Below are 19,359 nucleotides of genomic sequence, written 5' to 3'. Positions count from 1 at the left end.
AAACTTTTTAATTGAAAATAATTATCATAATCAACTATAATAGAAGAATACTAGTATTCGTATTAAAAAGAGGGAGTGGAATATATGTTTATCGAAACGAAAACATTTACAGTAAAAGAAGGTACATCAAATATAGTTGTAGAACGTTTTACTGGAGAAGGTATTATTGAAAAATTTGAAGGATTCATCGACTTAAGTGTTCTTGTGAAAAAAGTAAGACGCGGAGATGAAGAAATTGTCGTTATGATTCGCTGGGAATCTGAAGAAGCATGGAAAAACTGGGAAACAAGTGAAGAACATTTAGCAGGGCATAGAGCGAGTCGTGGTAAACCAAAACCAGATCATATCATTAACGTTGATCACGCAGTTTATTATGTAAAATCATCGAAAGCGGCTTATCAACAGTCGTAATATATATGTAAAGGTAGAGGATATTTGTTTAGTAATAAACAAATATCCTCTTTTTTTGATTTATAGTAAAATATGGATGTGATATATGTTTTATTGTTTCGTTATAAATGGAGGTAAATGAAGTGAAAAAAATGTTACGAATGGCAACTTTAGCGACGATATTGTTATCAGCGTGTAGTAATAATAATGTGAAAGAAGAAGTATCTAACAACGAGGAAGTAAAACGTGAAAGTAGTGCAAAAATAGTAGAGAGGAAGGAGTATATCATTATTGATAAGAAGTATAATGATATATTTCTAAAAGATGCTAATTCAAATAAAGAAGATAGTGTGAAAGTAAGTTTAAATGATTTAAATCCAACAAAATGGGAAGCACCTGTAAGAAACGGTATTCCAGATATAGGTGATCATATTTCTTTAGAAAAAGAAGAGGGTAAATATACACCTACATTAGTAAAAGATCTTGTTGGTGAAATAAAGTATGATGGTACAATTAAATATAAAATTTTAGAAGCAACTAATAAATCAGTAAAGTGGCTTCCACTAAATAAAGAGAACGATGGTGGGGGTGTTCTACCAGAGATGGTAAAAGTAGTGAATGCTTCAAAAATAAAAGCTGGAGATATTGTTACAATTCAAGATAAAACAAAAAGCAGTAAAGACGCAATTGTATATGAACTGACAATCGTTGAATAAGTATGTAGAAGATTATAAGAAAAGTACAATATATTTAGGTGAGGAATAACTCCATAATAATATGTTTGGAGGTTACAAATGTTAGAAGCACAGACATCTATTAAACATGAACAACATAAAAAATTAGCGCAAACAATAGTAGCTGAAATCTTATCAATAGATAAGGTAACTGGATGTATGCTTATCGGATCTGTCGCAAGAGGTGATGCATATCCTGATTCGGATTTAGACTTATATATTCTTTTAGAGGACGGACAAAAGAAGAAATTTCATTCTGAAATGAGACAAGAAATTTTAGTTGAATATAAGTATGCAGACGTTAATCAAATACTAGTAAACTTTAAAAATAATCCGATGGAACTATACTCATTTTTAGAAGGGGAAGTTTTATTTGATACAAGCGGTGAGTTAAAAAAGTTAAAGGAAATAGCTACATATGAATTTGAAAACTATCGTGTTTCTAGCGGCAAAGTGAAAGGTATTTCTCACTGGTTACATAGTTCGCTCATTAAAATTCAGTCTGCTTTGAAAGCAAATGATGAGCTAAAGGCTTCATACATCGTTCATACGTCAATTTGGACATTGCTAGAAGGGATATGGGCTATGAATAACAAGCCTACACCGCCAGTGGGATCTGTTTTAAGGTATATTCAAGAGTTGCCTAATAAACCAATCCATTTGGAGGCATTACTTCATAAATTATTTTTAGGGGATACGACAGAACGTATTGAGTCGGCAATCGTGTTAATGGAGTGGATGTTACATAATTTGAAAAGTAACTAATGTGGCTATTTTATATCAGTACATTCATATTTCACGTCGAATGGTTCATGTAATTGCATTCATAAAAAAATCGTTCTAGGCTACAGAAAAAAGTATTAGACTATAAAGCATAGTCTTAGATGGAACGCTTGAATATCTTTCCCTACATATTTAAGTATTATGGAAATGAGTCTACATACCCTGTGTTTAAAAGGAGATGAGTGAATGAAGTTAAATCATTTGAATCTATGTGTTGATGATTTATCAGAAGCGAGAGATTTCTTTGAAACATTTTTTGATTTTCAATTTTTAGAGCAAAAGGGAAAGGCACTAGTAGTAATGAGTGATGAAAGTGGATTTATACTTGTACTAAGTGATCCAAAAGCATTTAAAGGAAATATGGAAGTGATGTATCCAGAAGCTTTTCATATTGGTTTTTTAGTGGATACTTCAAATGAAGTTGATCAAACATATAATCGTTTACTATCTGGCGGCATTGAAATAGAAAAGGCACCGTATTCTATGAGAGGTAGTAGTTACGGTTTTTATTTTACAATGTTTAACGGATTGTTAATTGAGGTGTCCTGCCTTGACTATAAACAGGGTAAGAAAATTCAATAGCAACCAACAAGAGTAATTGTTTAATGTTGTAAATATAGCCCCTTATCCAGTTTGGAAGGGGCTTGATTATTTTAAGGAACATAAAAGTAAAAATAAACGAATTTTATTCAGGAAAAGGACTTGTGAGACAGCCTTTTTATTAATCTATCTGAATCTCAAATTCAATTACAGCTTGATCTTTCCTAAACGGTATATTAAGTTCTTTAAATCGTAAGCTTATTCCAGACAAATTATCAGGAAGGGCAGGAGATATAACGAAATGATGACTAAAATGTCCATCAGTGCCGCCACCACCTTCTGGCCAGCAATCATATGTATCATCTATTGATAATTGGAAGAAACTATGAGGCTTATTTTCATTAAAAACTTCATCAGTGGAATCCCAATCACTATATAAATAAACTACACTAGCATTTGCATATTGCCGAATAAAAGTTACGGTATACATAATGCCTTCATGTTCATATGTTTTAAAAACCGGTATATGTTTTTGGAATGTAGTTGGTTCAACGCGAGGTTTAAATTCACCTTCGTCCATCATAGAAGAAAATAGTGAATTTAAATAATCCGGATAAAATCCGTATTGCTTTGCCCATTTGTAAATGGCTTCATCATGTGGAAATCCTGGATCACCACCTGAAAGTTCTTTCCGTTCTTTTAATAGGGCACAAATTTTTTCATCGATCGTATATAATCTTTCATCGTAATAATCAGTAGGGCGTTCAAAAGTCATACGTTGCATAATCATTCCTCCTTTTCTTTATTTTAACAAAAAAAGAAAGGACGATACATTTTTAAATGTAAATATTAATTGTAAATCTAAGATCATTCATAACTCAAATATGGTAGATTTAAAATGAAGTTTGATAACAAGGTCTATTTTGCAGAGGAATTGCTTATGTATAAAATAATAATAATGTATGAATCAAGCAGGTTTCCCATATGGTAAAGTACGAAACTATTATAAGTAGTACAGTGATATGAATAGGAGGTTATCGCTATGACAGCTGTATTTAAAGATATGGCATTCCAGCTAAAAACGGAGCGACTCGACCTGAATATGTGGGAAGAATCTGATGCGGTCTGGTTGAGAAAGTTAATTGGTGAACGTGGTGTGGACATGCCAACCATTGAATCTGTTCGTAGCCATCTTATCGAAATGCGCAAGAAAGCAGCTGAAAATGGTATTTCTCTTCTTACTATTCGTAGGAGAGAAGAAGGGGATTTCATCGGATACTGTGGCTTAATCATCGGTCGGTCCACGCTTGAAGAACCGGAAATTGCATACGAGTTGTTCCAAAGTGCTCATCGTAATGGTTATGCGACAGAGGCTGCATCAGCAGTGCTTGAGGCTGCGATTGCTACGGGTCGTCATAGACTTTGGTCTACTGTAGGGGCTTGGAATACGGCGTCTTTTCGGGTATTAGAAAAGATAGGGTTTAAGCGGCATCACAGTACGTGGGGGGAGCGCGGCGAGATTGTATGGAACGTACGTGATCTGTAGAAATCTGATCAAATTCGGAACGATAAAAAATATACAAGAAAGCCCATATGTTAGATTACTAAGTAATCTAACATATGGGCTTTTCTTTATAGAAAATATTGATTTTGTTTATATTTTAGCTTAATTTTTTACATCTTCAAATAATTGAAGTGCCTCTTTCACATTCAATCCATTCTTCACAATACCATGAATCGCTTGAATCATCGCAGCAGGATGTTCAGATTGCCATATATTCCGGCCCATATCTACGCCGATTGCACCTTCTTGCAGTGCATTGTACGTAATGTTTAATGCGTCTTCAATTGAATCTTGTTTTGGTCCACCAGCGATTACGACTGGAGCAGGGCAAGTACTTGTAATTTTTTCGAATCCCTCGCAGTAATACGTTTTAATAATGTCAGCTCCCATTTCAACACATACGCGGGAAGCGAGTGCAAGAAAGCGAGCTTCGCGTTTTTGTAATTCTTTCGCAACGGCAGTAATACCGAGTACTGGTAGACCGTAGTCGTGAGCTTCTGAAACTACATTTGCGAGATTTGATACCGTTTGTGTTTCATAGTCTGATCCGACAAAAACAGAAACGCCGACACCTATTGCATTTTGTTTTACTGCTTCTTTGACAGGTGTAACAATTGTTTCATTCGCTAAATCTTTGCCGACGACAGTAGCTCCGCCTGATACACGCATAACCATCGGTGTGCTGCAGTTTTCAGGAATACAGGAGCTAAGTACACCGCGCGTTAAAAAGAGGGAATCTGTATAAGGAAGTAAGTTTTTAACTGTTTCAAGTGGTTGTTCTAGCCCGTGAATTGGTCCTAAAAAGTAGCCGTGATCTATTGCTAACATAACCGCTCTGCCATCAGGTAAAATTGTATTTAATCGATTTTTAAATCCCCAAGTCATGTGAAATCACTCCTTCGTTAATGTTGGATTTTCCGTTTGTACCGTATCTTTATTTGGTAAATGTGGTGACTTAATAAAAACTGCTTTAAAAGGTTTATCGGAATGGTTAATTAAATAGTGAGATTCATGAGGGCGAACTTGCAGGACATCACCTTGTTTAATTGGAACTCTTTCGTTATTCACATAGAAATCTATTTCACCTTCTAAAGCATAAAAGACTTCCTCACATGTTGTATGATAGTGGTTTTGAAACTCTTGCCCAGGCTGGATGACAACAAGGCCAAGATCAATGTTCGGACCTTGTATTAAATATTTCGGCCCGTTATCACCGAAGCGATAGGAGAAATCATTTTCATTCGCTTTTAACATACATTTCACTCCTTTATGTAAGGTGTTACAGAGCACCAGGCGCAATCCACATATGTGAGGTGAGCCCTTTATCAGCTAAGGCGAGTTGACTGTCATACACAGTTTTCCATGTTTCATAGAAGTCTTTATATAGTTCATGATTTTCAGTAATTGGCTCGAATGTGTGCTCCCATTGTACAAACTGTTCAGCAGTTTCTTCCATAGATGAATATATGCCAGCGCCAACTCCAGCAGCAATCGCAGTTCCTAAAGCAGCTGCTTCTTTCACAACCGGTACTTTAACAGGGATACCGAGTACGTCAGATAAAATTTGTGGCCATAGTTTTCCTTTAGCAGCACCGCCAGCAAAAACGACTTCAGAAGGGAATGTCCCTGTGAGATTTTCTATTAATTTTAAGTTACCAAGTGTAACGAAGGCAGCATTTTCCTCAATAGCACGGAACAGTTCTTTTTTTCCGCATTTGTCAGCGTCTAAACTTAAATTTAAAAAAGAAGGTGCGGCATGACGCCAAGAAATGTAGTTCATAACGTTGGAAAAGGTAGGGATAATACCATGTGAACCGACAGGTACGTCTTTCGCTTGTTCTTCTAATAATTCATAAGCATCTACACCGAGTTTGTCAGCAAGTTTCTTTTCCTCTTGGCAAAAAGCGTCTCGAAACCAGCGCATAACAAGGCCTGGAAAAAAGGCAATCGTTTCATATTGCCATAGGTTAGGTACGACGTGACAATTTACCCGAATTGCAGCATAGGGGTCTGTTATGGGTTCTGTAACATTCACTTCTTGTTGCCAAAAACTACCGCCACATATTAATGTTTGATCAGGCTTCACGACTCCAGTTCCGAGCGATGCCATTTGAGCATCTCCACCCCCAGCGACGACAGGAATTCCTTCACGTAATCCAGTTAATGTGGCACACTCTTTCGTAACGTTGCCGATAACGGTACCAGCTTCATTTACTGTTGGTGAAAATGGCAATGTTAAACCACATTCTTTAGCGACATCGTTATCCCACACTCTATTTTGTAAGTCAAAAATACCGGACGTACATCCGTTTGAGGGATCGATTTGCAGTACGCCGCTTAATTTATATAAAATCCAATCGTTTAACATCGTAAAAGAATGAATATTGCTATAGACGTCTGGTTCATGTTTTTTAATCCAAAGTAGGCGGGGGAAAGCACCTAGTGAAAAAGTTTGACCAGATCTTGTATATAAATCTTCTTCAAGATGTGACCTGATTTCTTTTAATTCACTAACTTCATCGGATGCGCGCCCATCAACATTTGCGCAAGCCCATATTTCTTGCCCATCTTTATCATATAAAACAAAACCTTCTCGCATACTAGTAGCGCTAATAGCTTGAATAGAAGAGGGAGAGACATTACTTCTTTGCAGAACTTCTTTCGTACATTGTTGTACAAGTTGCCAGTTTTCAATGACATCAAAATTCATAGAGCCTGGGTAACTAGGATCCGTTTTATGAATCCATTCTTTTTGACTTACCGCAATTTGATTACCTAGTAAATCAAAAAGAACAGCTCGAATGCTTCCTGTACCAGCATCAAAAGCTAATAAATGAGACATTAACAATCACCATCCTTTCGTAATAAGGAGAGGGCCGTTTCCTCATCGGTAATTAATGTATGAATGAATTTTCCTTTTAAGGCACCATAAATTGCATCTATCTTTTCTGTACCTCCAGCAACACCAATGACATGCTTCATTTTGCGAAGGATAGAGAGCGGTGTACCAATAAGGCGGTTGTGATGTGGGAGCTTTAATAAATCACCATTCGTATTGTAAAACTGCCCTAAAATATCACCAGCTCCGTTTTGACTACGAATATATGTCATCTCACGTAGTGTTAACTTTTCTTCCTTTACAATCGTAGCGTCTTGAGATAGTCCTCCAATACCGACAACGGCCGTATGTGCAAGTGAAGCGACATGAAGCATATCCTTTACACTCGGTTCTGATAAAATACTTTGTGCCATTTTTGTTGTAGATGCTAGAAACGGAGTAGGAATAATGTGAAGATCGCCTTGCATGTATTGTAAATAGTTTTGTTTTCTCGGGAGATAGTGATTTACTCCGCCAGTTAGCGTTACGATTGAAAGATTAATGGAACTTTCAAAATGAATATTTTCTAGCATTTTGCTAATCGTTTCACCCCACCCAATGCCGAGTAAATCGCCTTGTTGGAGCTGAGTTTCTAAATACTGTGCAGCAGCTTTTCCGAGAGAAGCATGATAATTGTCTATTGGAGTAGGGATAATAAAAGCATCTTTTAAGTGGAATTTTTTCATTAGGTCACGTTCAATACTTAAACAGTGCAAACCAGTACCTTTTACGTGAAATGTAACGATACCTTCACTGCGTGCCTTATCTAATAACCGGACGACTTTATTTCTAGAAATATGAAGAAGTGAAGCGATCTCCTGTTGTGTTAATTGATCTTTATAATAGTACCAAGCTACTTTAGTTAATAAATTCTCTTCAAAGTTCAGCTGTGTCATACTCGTCATCCCTTTCAACAATTGACCAATGCTTAAACATATGTGCCGTATATTTTGTTTATTCCAGTTGAAACGATTAATAGTCTGATGAAAAAAGTGTTCTAGATATGAAAAAAGGAATATACAATGCTACAAAACAAGTAGAACAAATAATCATTTTCTCAAAAAATGTTCTGTATAAAGGCAGGTGACATCATGTGGATAACGTACCTTTATTACAAGTAAAGGAAATGAGTAAGGCGTTTTCAAATCAACTTGTACTAAAAGAAGTAAACTTACAAGTAGAGCGTGGTGAGATATACGCTTTAGTTGGGGGAAATGGTGCTGGAAAATCAACATTAATGAAAATATTAACGGGGTTATATTCGTATGATAGTGGAGAAATGTATGTAAAAGGAATGAGGAAACAGTTTGCAAATCCGAAAGAAGCACACAGAGAAGGGGTTTACTTAATACCACAAGAACCACTCATTTTTCCGCATATGACCATTGAAGAAAATATATGTATCGGACTGAAAAGGAAGAAAAAGGAATTAAAAGTAAAGATTCAGCAATTAATTGACAGTTTAGGATGGGATATTGACCTTAATGAACTAGGAGGATCACTATCCATTGCGCAGCAACAGTTAGTAGAAATCGTAAGAGGATTAATACGAGAAGCCGAGATTCTTATTTTAGATGAGCCAACATCGACATTAACAACTCACGAAATTAAGAGTCTTTTTGTGCTGATGAAAAATTTACAAGAAAAAGGAATTGGGATGATATATATTACGCATCGCTTTCCAGAAATCTTTGAAATTGCCAACAAAGTAGCGATTTTACGTGATGGAATGATTATAAGCAAAGGGGATGTATGTAACTATACATATGACATGCTAATGGAGGGGTTATTGCCGCAAGGGTATAAACAAGAAGAGAAACGAGAAACAGTGCAAGAGACAAAAGAAACGAAAAAAATATTAGAAGTAACTGATGTAACGAGTCACGCTTTCGAAAATATATCATTCACTGTACATGCTGGTGAAATTGTAGGTATTGCGGGCATTGTTGGATCGGGCAGAACTGAATTAGCAGAATCGATATTAGGATTAAAATCTATAAAATCAGGTTCTATTTTATTAGAAGGAAAATCAATTGATGCATGTTCTTTGCATAAAAGACTAAGAGAAGGACTTGTTTATGTGCCAGAGGATAGAGCAAGAAATGGTATTTTCTCAATTGCATCGGTTAAAGAAAATATGACTGCAGCAAGTTTACATCGGAATTGTCGCTTTTTCATTAACCAAGAAAAAGAAAGCGCTTTAGTAGAGTCGTATATAGAACAGTTTCGAATTGTTGTACGAAGCATGGATGAAGTACTAGCATCTTTATCAGGAGGTAATCAGCAAAAAGTCGTACTTGCAAAATATCTTGCGTGTAATCCGAAAATTATTATTCTTGATGAACCGACTCGCGGAATTGATGCGAAAGCAAGGCTTGAAGTATATGAGACGATAGAAAAAATGAAAAGGGAAGGGCTCGCAATATTATTAATCTCTTCAGATATTGAAGAAATTGTCCAATTAGTAAACCGTGTATATGTAATGCGGAATGGAAAATTTGTTTCTCATTTGGAGAAAGAAAAGGTGAATGTAGATGAAGTTACACGTCTTGCTTACGGAGGTGTAACGGAATGAAACGTATGTATAAAATGCACGAAACATCTATCATACTGTTATTACTAAGTTATATTGCCATTGTCGGAATGATAAATCCAAGTTTCGTTCAACTTAACTCGTTATCTTTAATGATGAAATCTAGCGTTATTTTAGTCGTGCTAGCAATTGGTCAATCGTTTGTCTTATTTACGAAAAATATAGACGTATCAGTTGGTTCAATTATGGGATTAAGCGCAGCGATTTGCGGGATGTTGTTAACGGAGGGGTTTAGTACAATCTTGTCTATTACTGCCGCTATAATACTTGGGGCTATTATTGGTTTTGTAAACGGAGTTGGCGTTGCGAAGCTTCGAGTACCCGCTATTATTATGACATTAGGTATGTTAGGGGTCATTAGAGGTGCGATGTTAATTTTCACAGGCGGAAAATGGATTGAAGATATTCCAAACAATTTTAAGCAACTCTCATCTATCGTCATACTTGGTCTGCCAATAACTGTATGGGTTGTTCTGATTATTTTACTACTACTATACTTCTTATTAAGGAAAGTACCATACGCGAGATACTTCTATGCGGTAGGTGATAATGAAGATGGCGCGAGACTTATTGGTATACCAGTTAATAAAGTGAAGATATATGCGTTTATTATATCAGGCATAAGCGCTGCGCTCGCTGGTTGCATATTTGTTATGAATATCGGGTTCGTTCCTAACCAAACAGGTACTGGGATAGAACTACAGGTTATCGCAGCTGCTGTATTAGGAGGAGTTCATTTAAAAGGCGGAACGGGTTCTATAGTTGGAGCGGCATTAGGAGCGATATTTTTAGAGGCGATAAGCAGTTCACTCATCTTTTTAAAAATACCAGCATTTTGGAATAATGCTATTTCAGGTTTTTTATTATTACTAATCGTCATATTAGATAGTGTTATGAAAAAGTGGAGGGCAGAAAGGAGGATGAATCTATGAAGTATTTATACAGATGGGAAAGTGTTCTAATCGTATTACTTCTTATAGAATTCATTCTCTTTAGTTTTATAAGTAGTGATTTCTTAAATATTAGTAATCTCCTTTTTAGTACGAATGATTTCCTCTTTATCGCAATCGCGGCGATACCAATGACTTTCGTTATTGTAACAGGAGGAATTGATGTATCGGTCGGCTCAATAATGGGGCTCACTTCAATCTTGATCGGTGTACTTTGGATGAACGGAATACCTATTTTGTTTGCTGTCATAATAGCCCTAATCATTAGTTGCTTAGCAGGAGCTTTAAACGGAATCATTATAAAAATGACAGATGTAGAGCCACTAGTCGTTACACTCGGAACGATGTTTTTATACGGCGGAATTGCACTCGTCATTTCAGGAGGGGCAGGAGCTTCTGGATATGAAGGGATAAGTGGTTTACCTGACGCATTTGTAAAACTGGCAAACAGTAGTTTTGTAGGGATACCGAATTTATTATGGTTATTGATTATCTTAACGATTTTATGCACTGTATTGTTTCATCGTACTATTTATGGGCGCCACGTCAAATTAACAGGTGCGAACGAAAACGCAGCAAAATACACTGGGATTAAAACGAAAAAAGTAGTTATCATCGCATACATACTTTCCGGGTTAGGAGGTGGATTAGGGGGCGCTTTTTTAACTGCGTATTTCGGTTCCGCGCGTGCAGATATGGGAAGTGAAACGATTTTACCAATCATTACAGCAGTTGTATTAGGAGGGACACTTATTACAGGGGGAAAAGGAAGCATTATCGGTACTGTACTGGCAAGTATTTTTATAGGGTTAATGCAGTATGGTTTGCAAATGACGGGTTTAACAAATGAACAATCCAACGTAGTAATTGGTATTATTCTTATTCTTTCAGTTATTATAAGACATTTCAAATTACATCAATTTACAACGGGGAAAAGAAAGAGTTTGCATAAGGGGGAAATGTCATGAAGAGAAAACTAGGGATTGTATTCATTGTATGTATTTGTTTAATCGGTTTAATAGCTTGTTCTAGTCAAACGGCAGATAAGAAAAAAGCGGATGATGTGAAATTTGCATTCATTCCGAAACTAACTGGGGTTGGCTTCTTTACATCTGGTGGTGAAGGAGCAAAAGAGATGGGAGATAAACTAGGCGTACAAGTGAAGTATGATGGACCGTCTGAAGCAAGCGTATCAGGGCAAGTGAAATATATAAACAATTTTATTAACCAAAACTATGATGCACTTATGATCTCCTCTACTTCAGTGGATGGTCTATCACAATCATTGCAACGCGCTAAGAAAAAAGGGATGACGGTGTTAACGTGGGACTCTGATGTGAATCCGAAAGACCGTTCATTTTATATAAGCCAAGGTACACCAGACCAACTTGCTAACTTATTAATTGAAATGACTTCAAAGCAAATTGGAGATAAAGGAAAAGTAGCCTTCTTTTATTCTAGTCCAACAGTAACGGATCAAAATCAATGGGTAACGAAAGCGAAAGAAATTATTAAAAAGAAATATCCGAACTGGGAAATTGTAACGACGCAGTACGGTGAAAATAATGCGCAAAAATCTTTATCAGTAGGGGAAAATATATTAAAAACGTATCCAGATATTAATGCAGTCATTTGCCCGGATGCAACGGCACTACCAGCGATGGCACAAGCGGCCGAGAATTTGAAAATGGATAAAAAAGTTGTTGTAACTGGCTTCTCTACACCAAATGTTATGCGTGATTATGTAAAACGAGGAACAGTACAACAATTTGGATTATGGGATGTAAAACAACAAGGTGCACTCGCAACGTATGTAGCAAATGAAATAGTAGTAAAAGGGAGGAAGTTAAAAGTAGGGGATAGTTTCGAAGTAAAAGGAATCGGAAAAGTGAAAGTAGAGCCAAACTCCATCCAAGGTTATGATTATGAGGCAGAAGGAAACGGAATTATCGTATTGCCAGAGCGGGTTGTATTTACGAAAGAGAATATTGATAAATATAATTTCTAGTAAAGAAAAAACGTCCGAATATATCGGACGTTTTTTCTTTAGTTATGAACCGTTTCTTTTTCATTTAATCCAAGTGTACGACCAGTCGAAGTGTGAAGGTCTTGGAATAATCTTGGGTTTTCAGTTAATGAAATGCCGTAAGAAGGGATCATTTCTTTTATTTTTCCTTCCCATTCTACCATGCGGCTTGGGAAACATTTTTCTAATACTTCAAGCATGACGTGAACAGCAGTAGAAGCACCTGGTGAGGCACCTAGTAACGCAGCGATTGATCCATCAGCCGCACTAACAACTTCTGTACCGAATTGAAGAGTACCTTTACCACCAGCATCAGTATCTTTAATTACTTGCACACGTTGCCCAGCAACTACAATATCCCAATCTTCACTTTTCGCGTTCGGAATGAATTCGCGTAATTCTTCCATACGTTTTTCATGTGATAACATAACTTGCTGAATTAAGTATTTTGTTAGTCCCATTTCTTTTACACCAGCTGCTAACATCGTTAAGACGTTATTCGGTTTTACAGAACCAATTAAGTCAAGGTTTGAGCCAGTTTTTAAGAACTTAGGAGAGAACCCTGCGAACGGTCCAAATAGTAAAGCTTTTTTATTGTCTATATATCTCGTATCAAGGTGAGGTACAGACATTGGCGGAGCGCCAACTTTAGCTTTACCGTATACTTTCGCATGATGTTGCTCTACAACTTTTTGGTTTTTACATACCATAAATAGTCCGCTTACTGGGAATCCACCGATATGTTTTGATTCAGGGATACCAGTCTTTTGTAGTAGAGGTAGGCTACCGCCACCGCCGCCAATAAAGACGAATTTTGCAGTATGATGCTCAATTTTACCACTATTCATATCGTGTACTTTTACTTCCCACAACCCATTCTTTGTGCGTTTAATATTTTCGACACTATGTTTGTAGTTTAGCTCGACATTTTTAGTTTGTAAGTAATCAAACAACATACGAGTTAATGCACCGAAGTTCACATCTGTTCCAGAGTCAATCTTCGTTGCAGCCATCGGTTCGTTTGGCGCACGTCCTTCCATAATGAGTGGAAGCCATTTTTTTAATGTTTCAGGAGCATCGGAAAATTCCATACCTTGAAACAGTGGATTTTTTGAAAGCGCTTCAAAACGGTTTTTTAGAAACTCAACATTTTTTTCACCTTGTACTAAACTCATATGAGGTAGAGGCATAATAAAATCTTGTGGATTACGAATTAATTTACTTTTTACAAGATATGCCCAAAATTGTCTTGAAAGCTGGAATTGCTCATTCACCTTTACAGCCTTACCAATATCTATAGATCCGTCAGATTTTTCGGAAGTATAGTTCAGTTCGCATAGCGCAGAATGCCCTGTACCTGCATTATTCCATTCATTAGAGCTTTCTTCCCCGGCACTTGCGAGTTTTTCAAAAACTTTAATTTCCCATTCAGGTGCTAATTCTTTTAGTAATGAGCCTAACGTTGCACTCATAATTCCTGCACCAATTAAGATAACGTCTGTTTTTTGCTGCATGTTGCTCATGATAATCTCTCCATCCCCTATATTGGCAAAAAAGAGTAGGTGTTCACTATATCTAAGCCGTAAAAAGAAAACACCGCCTAGGCCCCACCTAGGTATTTACCTTTTTTGTCTCAATTATATAACCATCTCATACTCTATTATAATAATTAATAGACTAAAATATCTAGTGTTATCTGATAATTTTAAACTATTTAACGTTTTATTCGCTAAAAATCTTATTTAACAAGCTCTTTTAAGGTGGTAAATAGAAAAAAATTACAGTTTGAAATTATCTCGAAAAAGCTTACGTATCGTAAAGTGGGTAGAAAGGATACCTTTTTATGGAATTTTTGCACTAGGAATAGTAAGATTATTCTGTAAAAGTAAAAGGAGGGATACCAATGCGTACACAAGAACAAATCGCAAACTTATTTCGAAATTTTTCAATAAAGGAATGTAAAGGGTCAAGTGACGTATATGAATACTTATCAATAAAAATTGCTGAAGATGAGGAAGTACTTACACTATCTTCCTACGCCCAAGTGGGTCAACCAGTTCCAAACTTATTATTAGGCGCAGTACATTATTTATTACTAACAGGGAAAGAACATCAGTTAAAAACGTATTATAGTAGCTTAGTTGAAAATACGAATACAAATTTAGATCAAGCGTTTGATCATTTTAAAGACTTTTGTAAAGAGTACCGAGAAGAAATCATAACTTTGTTACAAACGAAACTCGTTCAAACGAATGAAGTAAGGCGATGTGCGTACTTATACCCAAGTTTCTGCTATATATTTAATAAAGTGAAAAAGCCGTTAGCGTTAATAGAAATTGGGACAAGTTCTGGATTACAACTATTTTGGGACCAATATAGCTATTCGTATGGAACAGATGAAACATACGGGAATATAAATTCGAATGTACATTTAACTTCTGAAATAAGAGGGGAAAATGTGCCTCATTTTCTAAAAGAAAGTCCATCTGTCGTAGAAAGAATCGGACTAGATTTGCATGTAAATGATTTACATAGTAATGAAGATTATTTATGGCTACGTGCACTCATTTGGCCAGAACATAAAGAAAGACTTGAAATGTTTGACCAAGCCGCATCTTTAGTAAAAAATGAATCTGTCCAACTAATAGAAGGAGACGGTGTAGAGTTATTACCATCTATCATTGAACAAATAAGTGAAGATGCAGTAATCTGTATTTTCCATACACACGTCGCAAATCAAATACCTGAACAAGTAAAATATAATTTAGAAAAACAAGTGCAAGAAATCGGCGCAAAACGTGATGTATTCCACCTGTATAACAACATGTGGGACCGGGACCTTCATATTGATTATTATATTAACGGAAACGAATATCGTGAAACGGTTGGGGAAACGGAAGGGCATGGGAGATGGTTTAGTTGGAAACTTGGGAATGAGACGCTTATTTAGATTAATAGAGGCGCCCTTACTTGTAAAAGATGGGGCATAGGCTCAAGCATTGACTAAATGGTTAAGGAATAAATTTATTAGTAACATACAAAAAATGCTTCGGAGAAATCCTAAGCATTTTTTGAATTACATTTAAACCCCATAATGGATCATGTACTTCTGTTCTGCTGTAGCTTGTACAATTTTTGAAGCTAACTCATTCAGCTCATCAGAATTTTTGAAGAACTTTGAAGATGTAACTGTTTCATAGAATATTGCTAATGATTCAGGCGGGATAATTGTAATACCGTAATAGGCTAAACCATATTCCTGATTTTTGATTGTATGGAAGTAGGTTTTCATAATTGATAAATTTTGATTTAAACTACTGATAATATCATCATCAACAGAAATACAATGATATTTCTCTGGTGTATAATCTTCGTAATTTTTTTGAGAAGTAAAATCGTCAATTATTCCAAAATCATGGACACATGCCATCATTATCATCCTTTCAGCTTTAATAAAGTGAGTTCTATTAAAGCAAAATGGTCATTTTGTTTACGTGTAATAGAAATAGTAATGTAGTTCATAAAATATCTTCGGTTCTTCTTCGTGAAAACAGTTTATTTATCGATAAACTCATCGGGAGTCCAAGTGGCAATTTCATTACCAGGTGCAGCAACTACAAGCCATTGCTCACATTGCGCTCCAGCTTGCCAACATTCATAATCATCATGAAAACCATTTACGAAAATAATTTGCCCATTCCCTAACGTAATGATTAGATGAGGGCTTTCTACGCCGAGTTGTATATCTATAACTTTTTGTCTTCTCATTTCAAATATTCTCTTATATGCTTCTTCCTCAGTATAAGCGTCAAAGTCATCTTCATTTAATGGGTATCTTTTTGGAGATTTATTAAATAAACACCATTTTGTCTCGATATTGATATATAATTGCCCCTCATAATGAACAGGATCATGAAAATTTATAAAATGAATTTTTATTGTGGTTGGAGAAATCTCAAATTGTAATCCATCAACTTGCGCTCATATAAAGAGGTTTTTTAACACATTTTCAGCGTATGTTTTATCCTCTGTATTCATAATTGAAATCCTCCTTTCCTAACAAAATATAACTTATATTTTTATTGTAATAAATAAATTTCCATGTAAAATGAATCTTTTGTAAGAAACGGGCGAATATAGTGTGAAAGATTATGAGAGGGGAACGTAATGTTGGATGAAGTACAATTGAAAGAATGGCTGTATAAAATGGAGTTTTGATGTTTTTCATTGCTCTTTAACAGCCTTGTAAAGTCATTTTTCGCTTCATCTAACAGAATAGTACGTTCAGTAATTTGCGCTATTACTTCTTTATTTGCTACGAGTTGGAAATATAAATTAAAATCAATTTCTTCAAATTTAGCTTTTGTATAATATTCCTCCAAACTAATTTTCAATTGTTCTTCAGAAAAGATAAACGACACATAAATTATAATTTCAATTATAAAATCATTGATAAATTGAATTGTTAATTTTTGATTGATGCTATACATACAATAAGTAATTAAGTGCGTGTACGATGGAGCGAATAAAGAAAAGGGTGAATGGTGCGTATGAGTTCATTTGAGCAAATGATATATGTTGGTGTCATTATGTCTACTGTACTATCCGTGCTAATTTTAGGATCTTTATATTATAATCCTCGTCTTTCGTTAACTGATTATCCGAAAGATATTCAGAAGGTAGTTTTTCCAAAATCGATTTATGAAAAAAAGCAAACGATTTACTTTAATATCGTATATAATGCTATTCTTTTCGGTACTCCTTTCGTTTCTACATATATACTACATAAGCATGAAAAATTATTATATGTTGATGCCTATGTGCATACTTTTGGTATTTTAATGATTTTTAATGTAGTAGATTTGTTTATATTGGATTGGCTAATCTTTTGCTGGATTACTCCAAGGTTTGTTGTTATTCCTAGCACAGAAGGCATGAAGGGGTACAAAGATTATAAGTTTCATTTAAGAGGGGCTATAGTCGGCACGAAATTTTTAGCAATCGTAAGTTTGTTTTTGGCAGGAATCGCGATAACTATGTAGCATAAAAACTATTGTTTCATTTTGTTTTGATAGAAGAATTCTAGGTGATTTTAAACATGTTTTTAGTTTTTATAATACAGTCTCATAAATATTAATATATGTTATATAGAGTGAAAATTTATTTTATAAAAAGGGGTGTGTTATGAAAGAAACGAATGACTCTTTAGGAAACGATTTAAAGAAAGATATAAAGTTTTCTATTATAATCCCTGCGCACAATGAAGAAAAGTACATTGGAAAATGTTTAGATTCCATTTCAAAGGCAGCGGAAGCATATAAAAATCAAACTGAAGTCATAGTGGTTTTAAATCGTTGTACAGATAAAACAGAGGAAATAACAAAGGTGTATAACTGTATTACATTAAAAAATGAAGATAAAAACTTGTCTAAAATCCGAAATGCAGGAGCCGCGATAGCTACTGGGGAAATAATCATTACTATAGATGCTGATACCGAAATGACAGAGTCTTTTTTGTCTAACGTAGATAAATATTTAGTTTCAGGTAAATATATTGGCGGCGGGGTAACTGGTAAGTTTGAAAGAATATCTTTAGGAATCTTTGTTTCCGCATTGTTACTTATAATTCCATTATTTTTTAAGTATGGGGCTATATCTGTCGGGATTTTTTGGTGCTATAGAAAAGACTTTATGGCGATTAACGGATTTAATGAAAATATGCTTATGGCAGAAGATGCAGATTTTGCAAAACGGTTAAAAGAATGGGGAAAACAACAAAATAAGAAATTCGGTACAATAAAAAATGGAATGATAACTTCGTGCAGAAGATTTGATACATATGGAGATTGGACTTTAGTTAAAAATCCAAAAATAATCTTAGCTTATTTAAAAGGAAATGATAAAAAATATGCAGATAAAACATATTATGATAATCAAGAAAGATAACTGTAGCAATTCTTAAACAAATATCCTTTCGCTCACTTCATTTTATATTTGATGAGGTGATTTTTTATGTATAGAACGTAAATGTATAAATTTGATATTCTTGAAGAAAAAGGGTTTTTTAACAACAATATATTAAGTAGTATTAATATATTGTTACAAAAGTTTTGATATTCTGTGAAAATACCTTATTTTATGGAAGTATTTGATATAATGGAAGTCAAAAAAACGTAATGGAGGCTAATATGAAAAAAATAATTGGCGCAGCTACAGCAACAGTTTTTGGGATGGGGGCTTTTACCACAGTTGCTACTGCAGAAACTATCGTAACAGCAGATGTACTCAACGTACGTGAAAAACCGACTACGGAATCAAAAGTTGTCGAAAAAGTAAAAGAAGGAGAAAAGTTAAAAGTTATACATACGGAAGAAGGATGGTCCAAAATTGATTTAAATGGTAAAGAAGTATTTGTAAGTGCGGAGTTTACAAAAGATGTGTATTATGTAACCGCGAATTTGTTAAATGTCCGTTCGGATGCAAATACTGAATCAGAAATACTTGGTAGACTGAAAAAAGATGATGTTATTGAATCAACGCACCAAGTAAAAGACGGATGGCTGCAATTTGAGTATAAAGGAAAAACAGCTTATGCAAATGTTTCTTTCCTATCAAGTACAGCACCAGTTGAAAAAAAAGCTGAAGAGAAAACGAAGCAAGTAGCGAAAGTACAAAAAACGGTTAAAGCTAAGGAAGAAGTGAAAACACAAAAGGCAGCAAAGCCTAAGGAAGAAGCGAAAATCCAAGAAGTAGCAAAGCCTAAGGAAGAAGCGAAAATCCAAGAAGTAGCAAAGCCTAAGGAAGAAGCGAAAGTCCAAGAAGTAGTAAAGCCTAAGGAAGAAGCGAAAGTCCAAGAAGTAGTAAAGCCTAAAGAAGAAGTAAAAGTCCAAGAAGTAGCAAA

At 35.3% G+C, this 19,359-nt stretch carries 21 protein-coding genes; 13 read left to right on the top strand and 8 right to left on the bottom strand.

The window, feature by feature from the left end; all coding sequences use genetic code 11:
* The first annotated feature begins 84 nt into the window (after positions 1 to 84).
* The 4 genes from hmoA to MR113_RS17895 all read left to right on the top strand — a co-directional run bounded on the left by hmoA (position 85) and on the right by MR113_RS17895 (position 2,489).
* Entirely contained in the window at positions 85 to 411 is a 327-nt protein-coding gene (hmoA, locus tag MR113_RS17910) for a heme-degrading monooxygenase HmoA (RefSeq protein WP_242255905.1), read from the top strand.
* A 107-nt stretch (positions 412 to 518) separates the two neighbouring features.
* A complete protein-coding gene (locus tag MR113_RS17905) occupies positions 519 to 1,106 on the top strand; it encodes a hypothetical protein (protein ID WP_242255904.1) in 588 nt (195 codons plus the stop codon).
* Positions 1,107 to 1,184: 78 nt separating this feature from the next.
* Positions 1,185 to 1,889: a nucleotidyltransferase domain-containing protein gene (locus tag MR113_RS17900; protein ID WP_242255901.1), complete on the top strand. Its 705-nt coding sequence runs from the start codon at positions 1,185 to 1,187 to the stop codon at positions 1,887 to 1,889.
* A gap of 204 nt (positions 1,890 to 2,093) precedes the next feature.
* A complete protein-coding gene (locus MR113_RS17895; protein ID WP_242255900.1) occupies positions 2,094 to 2,489 on the top strand; it encodes a VOC family protein in 396 nt (131 codons plus the stop codon).
* 139 nt (positions 2,490 to 2,628) lie between these two features.
* Here MR113_RS17895 and MR113_RS17890 read toward each other — a convergent pair whose 3' ends face one another.
* Positions 2,629 to 3,231 carry a hypothetical protein gene (locus tag MR113_RS17890; protein ID WP_242255898.1) on the bottom strand — a complete coding sequence of 201 codons (603 nt, stop codon included), beginning with the start codon at positions 3,229 to 3,231 and terminating at the stop codon, positions 2,629 to 2,631.
* A 258-nt stretch (positions 3,232 to 3,489) separates the two neighbouring features.
* Here MR113_RS17890 and MR113_RS17885 point away from each other — a divergent pair, with 258 nt between their 5' ends.
* A complete protein-coding gene (locus MR113_RS17885) occupies positions 3,490 to 3,993 on the top strand; it encodes a GNAT family N-acetyltransferase (RefSeq protein WP_242255897.1) in 504 nt (167 codons plus the stop codon).
* Positions 3,994 to 4,113: 120 nt separating this feature from the next.
* Here the strand turns inward: MR113_RS17885 and lsrF are convergent, their stop codons facing one another.
* Genes lsrF through MR113_RS17865 form a run of 4 tightly spaced genes read right to left on the bottom strand, consistent with a single transcriptional unit; the run spans position 4,114 to position 7,785 of the window.
* Positions 4,114 to 4,896 carry a 3-hydroxy-5-phosphonooxypentane-2,4-dione thiolase gene (lsrF, locus tag MR113_RS17880; protein WP_242255895.1) on the bottom strand — a complete coding sequence of 261 codons (783 nt, stop codon included), beginning with the start codon at positions 4,894 to 4,896 and terminating at the stop codon, positions 4,114 to 4,116.
* A 6-nt stretch (positions 4,897 to 4,902) separates the two neighbouring features.
* Positions 4,903 to 5,265: a cupin domain-containing protein gene (locus tag MR113_RS17875; protein WP_000909986.1), complete on the bottom strand. Its 363-nt coding sequence runs from the start codon at positions 5,263 to 5,265 to the stop codon at positions 4,903 to 4,905.
* Positions 5,266 to 5,290: 25 nt separating this feature from the next.
* Positions 5,291 to 6,853, bottom strand: coding sequence for an autoinducer-2 kinase (gene lsrK / locus MR113_RS17870; RefSeq protein ID WP_242255894.1), 1,563 nt, complete (start codon positions 6,851 to 6,853; stop codon positions 5,291 to 5,293).
* Positions 6,853 to 7,785: a sugar-binding transcriptional regulator gene (locus MR113_RS17865; RefSeq protein ID WP_242255892.1), complete on the bottom strand. Its 933-nt coding sequence runs from the start codon at positions 7,783 to 7,785 to the stop codon at positions 6,853 to 6,855. The genes lsrK and MR113_RS17865 overlap by 1 nt, the downstream gene beginning before the upstream one ends.
* A 197-nt stretch (positions 7,786 to 7,982) precedes the next feature.
* Between MR113_RS17865 and MR113_RS17860 the strand changes: the two genes are divergently transcribed.
* The 4 genes from MR113_RS17860 to lsrB are packed head-to-tail and all read left to right on the top strand — an operon-like array spanning position 7,983 to position 12,440.
* On the top strand, positions 7,983 to 9,464 hold the full coding sequence (locus tag MR113_RS17860; RefSeq protein ID WP_242255891.1) for a sugar ABC transporter ATP-binding protein: 1,482 nt from the start codon (positions 7,983 to 7,985) through the stop codon (positions 9,462 to 9,464).
* A complete protein-coding gene (locus MR113_RS17855; protein WP_242255890.1) occupies positions 9,461 to 10,414 on the top strand; it encodes an ABC transporter permease subunit in 954 nt (317 codons plus the stop codon). The genes MR113_RS17860 and MR113_RS17855 overlap by 4 nt, the downstream gene beginning before the upstream one ends.
* Positions 10,411 to 11,400, top strand: coding sequence for an ABC transporter permease (locus MR113_RS17850; protein WP_242255888.1), 990 nt, complete (start codon positions 10,411 to 10,413; stop codon positions 11,398 to 11,400). Before MR113_RS17855 ends, MR113_RS17850 begins: the two co-directional genes overlap by 4 nt.
* Positions 11,397 to 12,440 (top strand): autoinducer 2 ABC transporter substrate-binding protein LsrB, encoded by a 1,044-nt coding sequence (gene lsrB, locus MR113_RS17845; RefSeq protein ID WP_242255887.1) that lies wholly within the window; start codon positions 11,397 to 11,399, stop codon positions 12,438 to 12,440. The genes MR113_RS17850 and lsrB overlap by 4 nt, the downstream gene beginning before the upstream one ends.
* A 38-nt stretch (positions 12,441 to 12,478) precedes the next feature.
* Here the strand turns inward: lsrB and MR113_RS17840 are convergent, their stop codons facing one another.
* Positions 12,479 to 13,981 (bottom strand): malate:quinone oxidoreductase, encoded by a 1,503-nt coding sequence (locus MR113_RS17840; RefSeq protein WP_063259466.1) that lies wholly within the window; start codon positions 13,979 to 13,981, stop codon positions 12,479 to 12,481.
* 380 nt (positions 13,982 to 14,361) lie between these two features.
* Here MR113_RS17840 and MR113_RS17835 point away from each other — a divergent pair, with 380 nt between their 5' ends.
* Positions 14,362 to 15,408: a DUF2332 domain-containing protein gene (locus tag MR113_RS17835; RefSeq protein WP_242255885.1), complete on the top strand. Its 1,047-nt coding sequence runs from the start codon at positions 14,362 to 14,364 to the stop codon at positions 15,406 to 15,408.
* A gap of 132 nt (positions 15,409 to 15,540) precedes the next feature.
* On the opposite strand, the gene MR113_RS17830 is transcribed toward MR113_RS17835, so the two are convergent.
* Both MR113_RS17830 and MR113_RS17825 read right to left on the bottom strand, forming a co-directional pair.
* Positions 15,541 to 15,891 (bottom strand): short-chain dehydrogenase, encoded by a 351-nt coding sequence (locus MR113_RS17830; protein WP_242255883.1) that lies wholly within the window; start codon positions 15,889 to 15,891, stop codon positions 15,541 to 15,543.
* A gap of 122 nt (positions 15,892 to 16,013) precedes the next feature.
* Complete coding sequence (locus tag MR113_RS17825) at positions 16,014 to 16,412, bottom strand: hypothetical protein (RefSeq protein WP_242255918.1); 399 nt, start codon at positions 16,410 to 16,412, stop codon at positions 16,014 to 16,016.
* Positions 16,413 to 17,008: 596 nt separating this feature from the next.
* Here MR113_RS17825 and MR113_RS17815 point away from each other — a divergent pair.
* The 3 genes from MR113_RS17815 to MR113_RS17805 all read left to right on the top strand — a co-directional run.
* Positions 17,009 to 17,500 (top strand): nitroreductase, encoded by a 492-nt coding sequence (locus MR113_RS17815; protein WP_242255881.1) that lies wholly within the window; start codon positions 17,009 to 17,011, stop codon positions 17,498 to 17,500.
* A gap of 142 nt (positions 17,501 to 17,642) precedes the next feature.
* Positions 17,643 to 18,404 (top strand): glycosyltransferase, encoded by a 762-nt coding sequence (locus tag MR113_RS17810; RefSeq protein WP_242255879.1) that lies wholly within the window; start codon positions 17,643 to 17,645, stop codon positions 18,402 to 18,404.
* A 242-nt stretch (positions 18,405 to 18,646) separates the two neighbouring features.
* Positions 18,647 to 19,359, top strand: a 713-nt coding sequence (locus MR113_RS17805; RefSeq protein ID WP_242255877.1) for an SH3 domain-containing protein, incomplete at its 3' end; no start/stop codon positions are given.

The sequence above is a fragment of the Bacillus cereus group sp. BfR-BA-01379 genome (genome assembly GCF_022663605.1).
Taxonomy (GTDB): Bacteria; Bacillota; Bacilli; order Bacillales; family Bacillaceae_G; genus Bacillus_A; species Bacillus_A mobilis.
The sequence above is the reverse complement of the archived record's forward strand: the minus strand, read 5'-3'. Positions and strand labels throughout refer to the sequence as shown.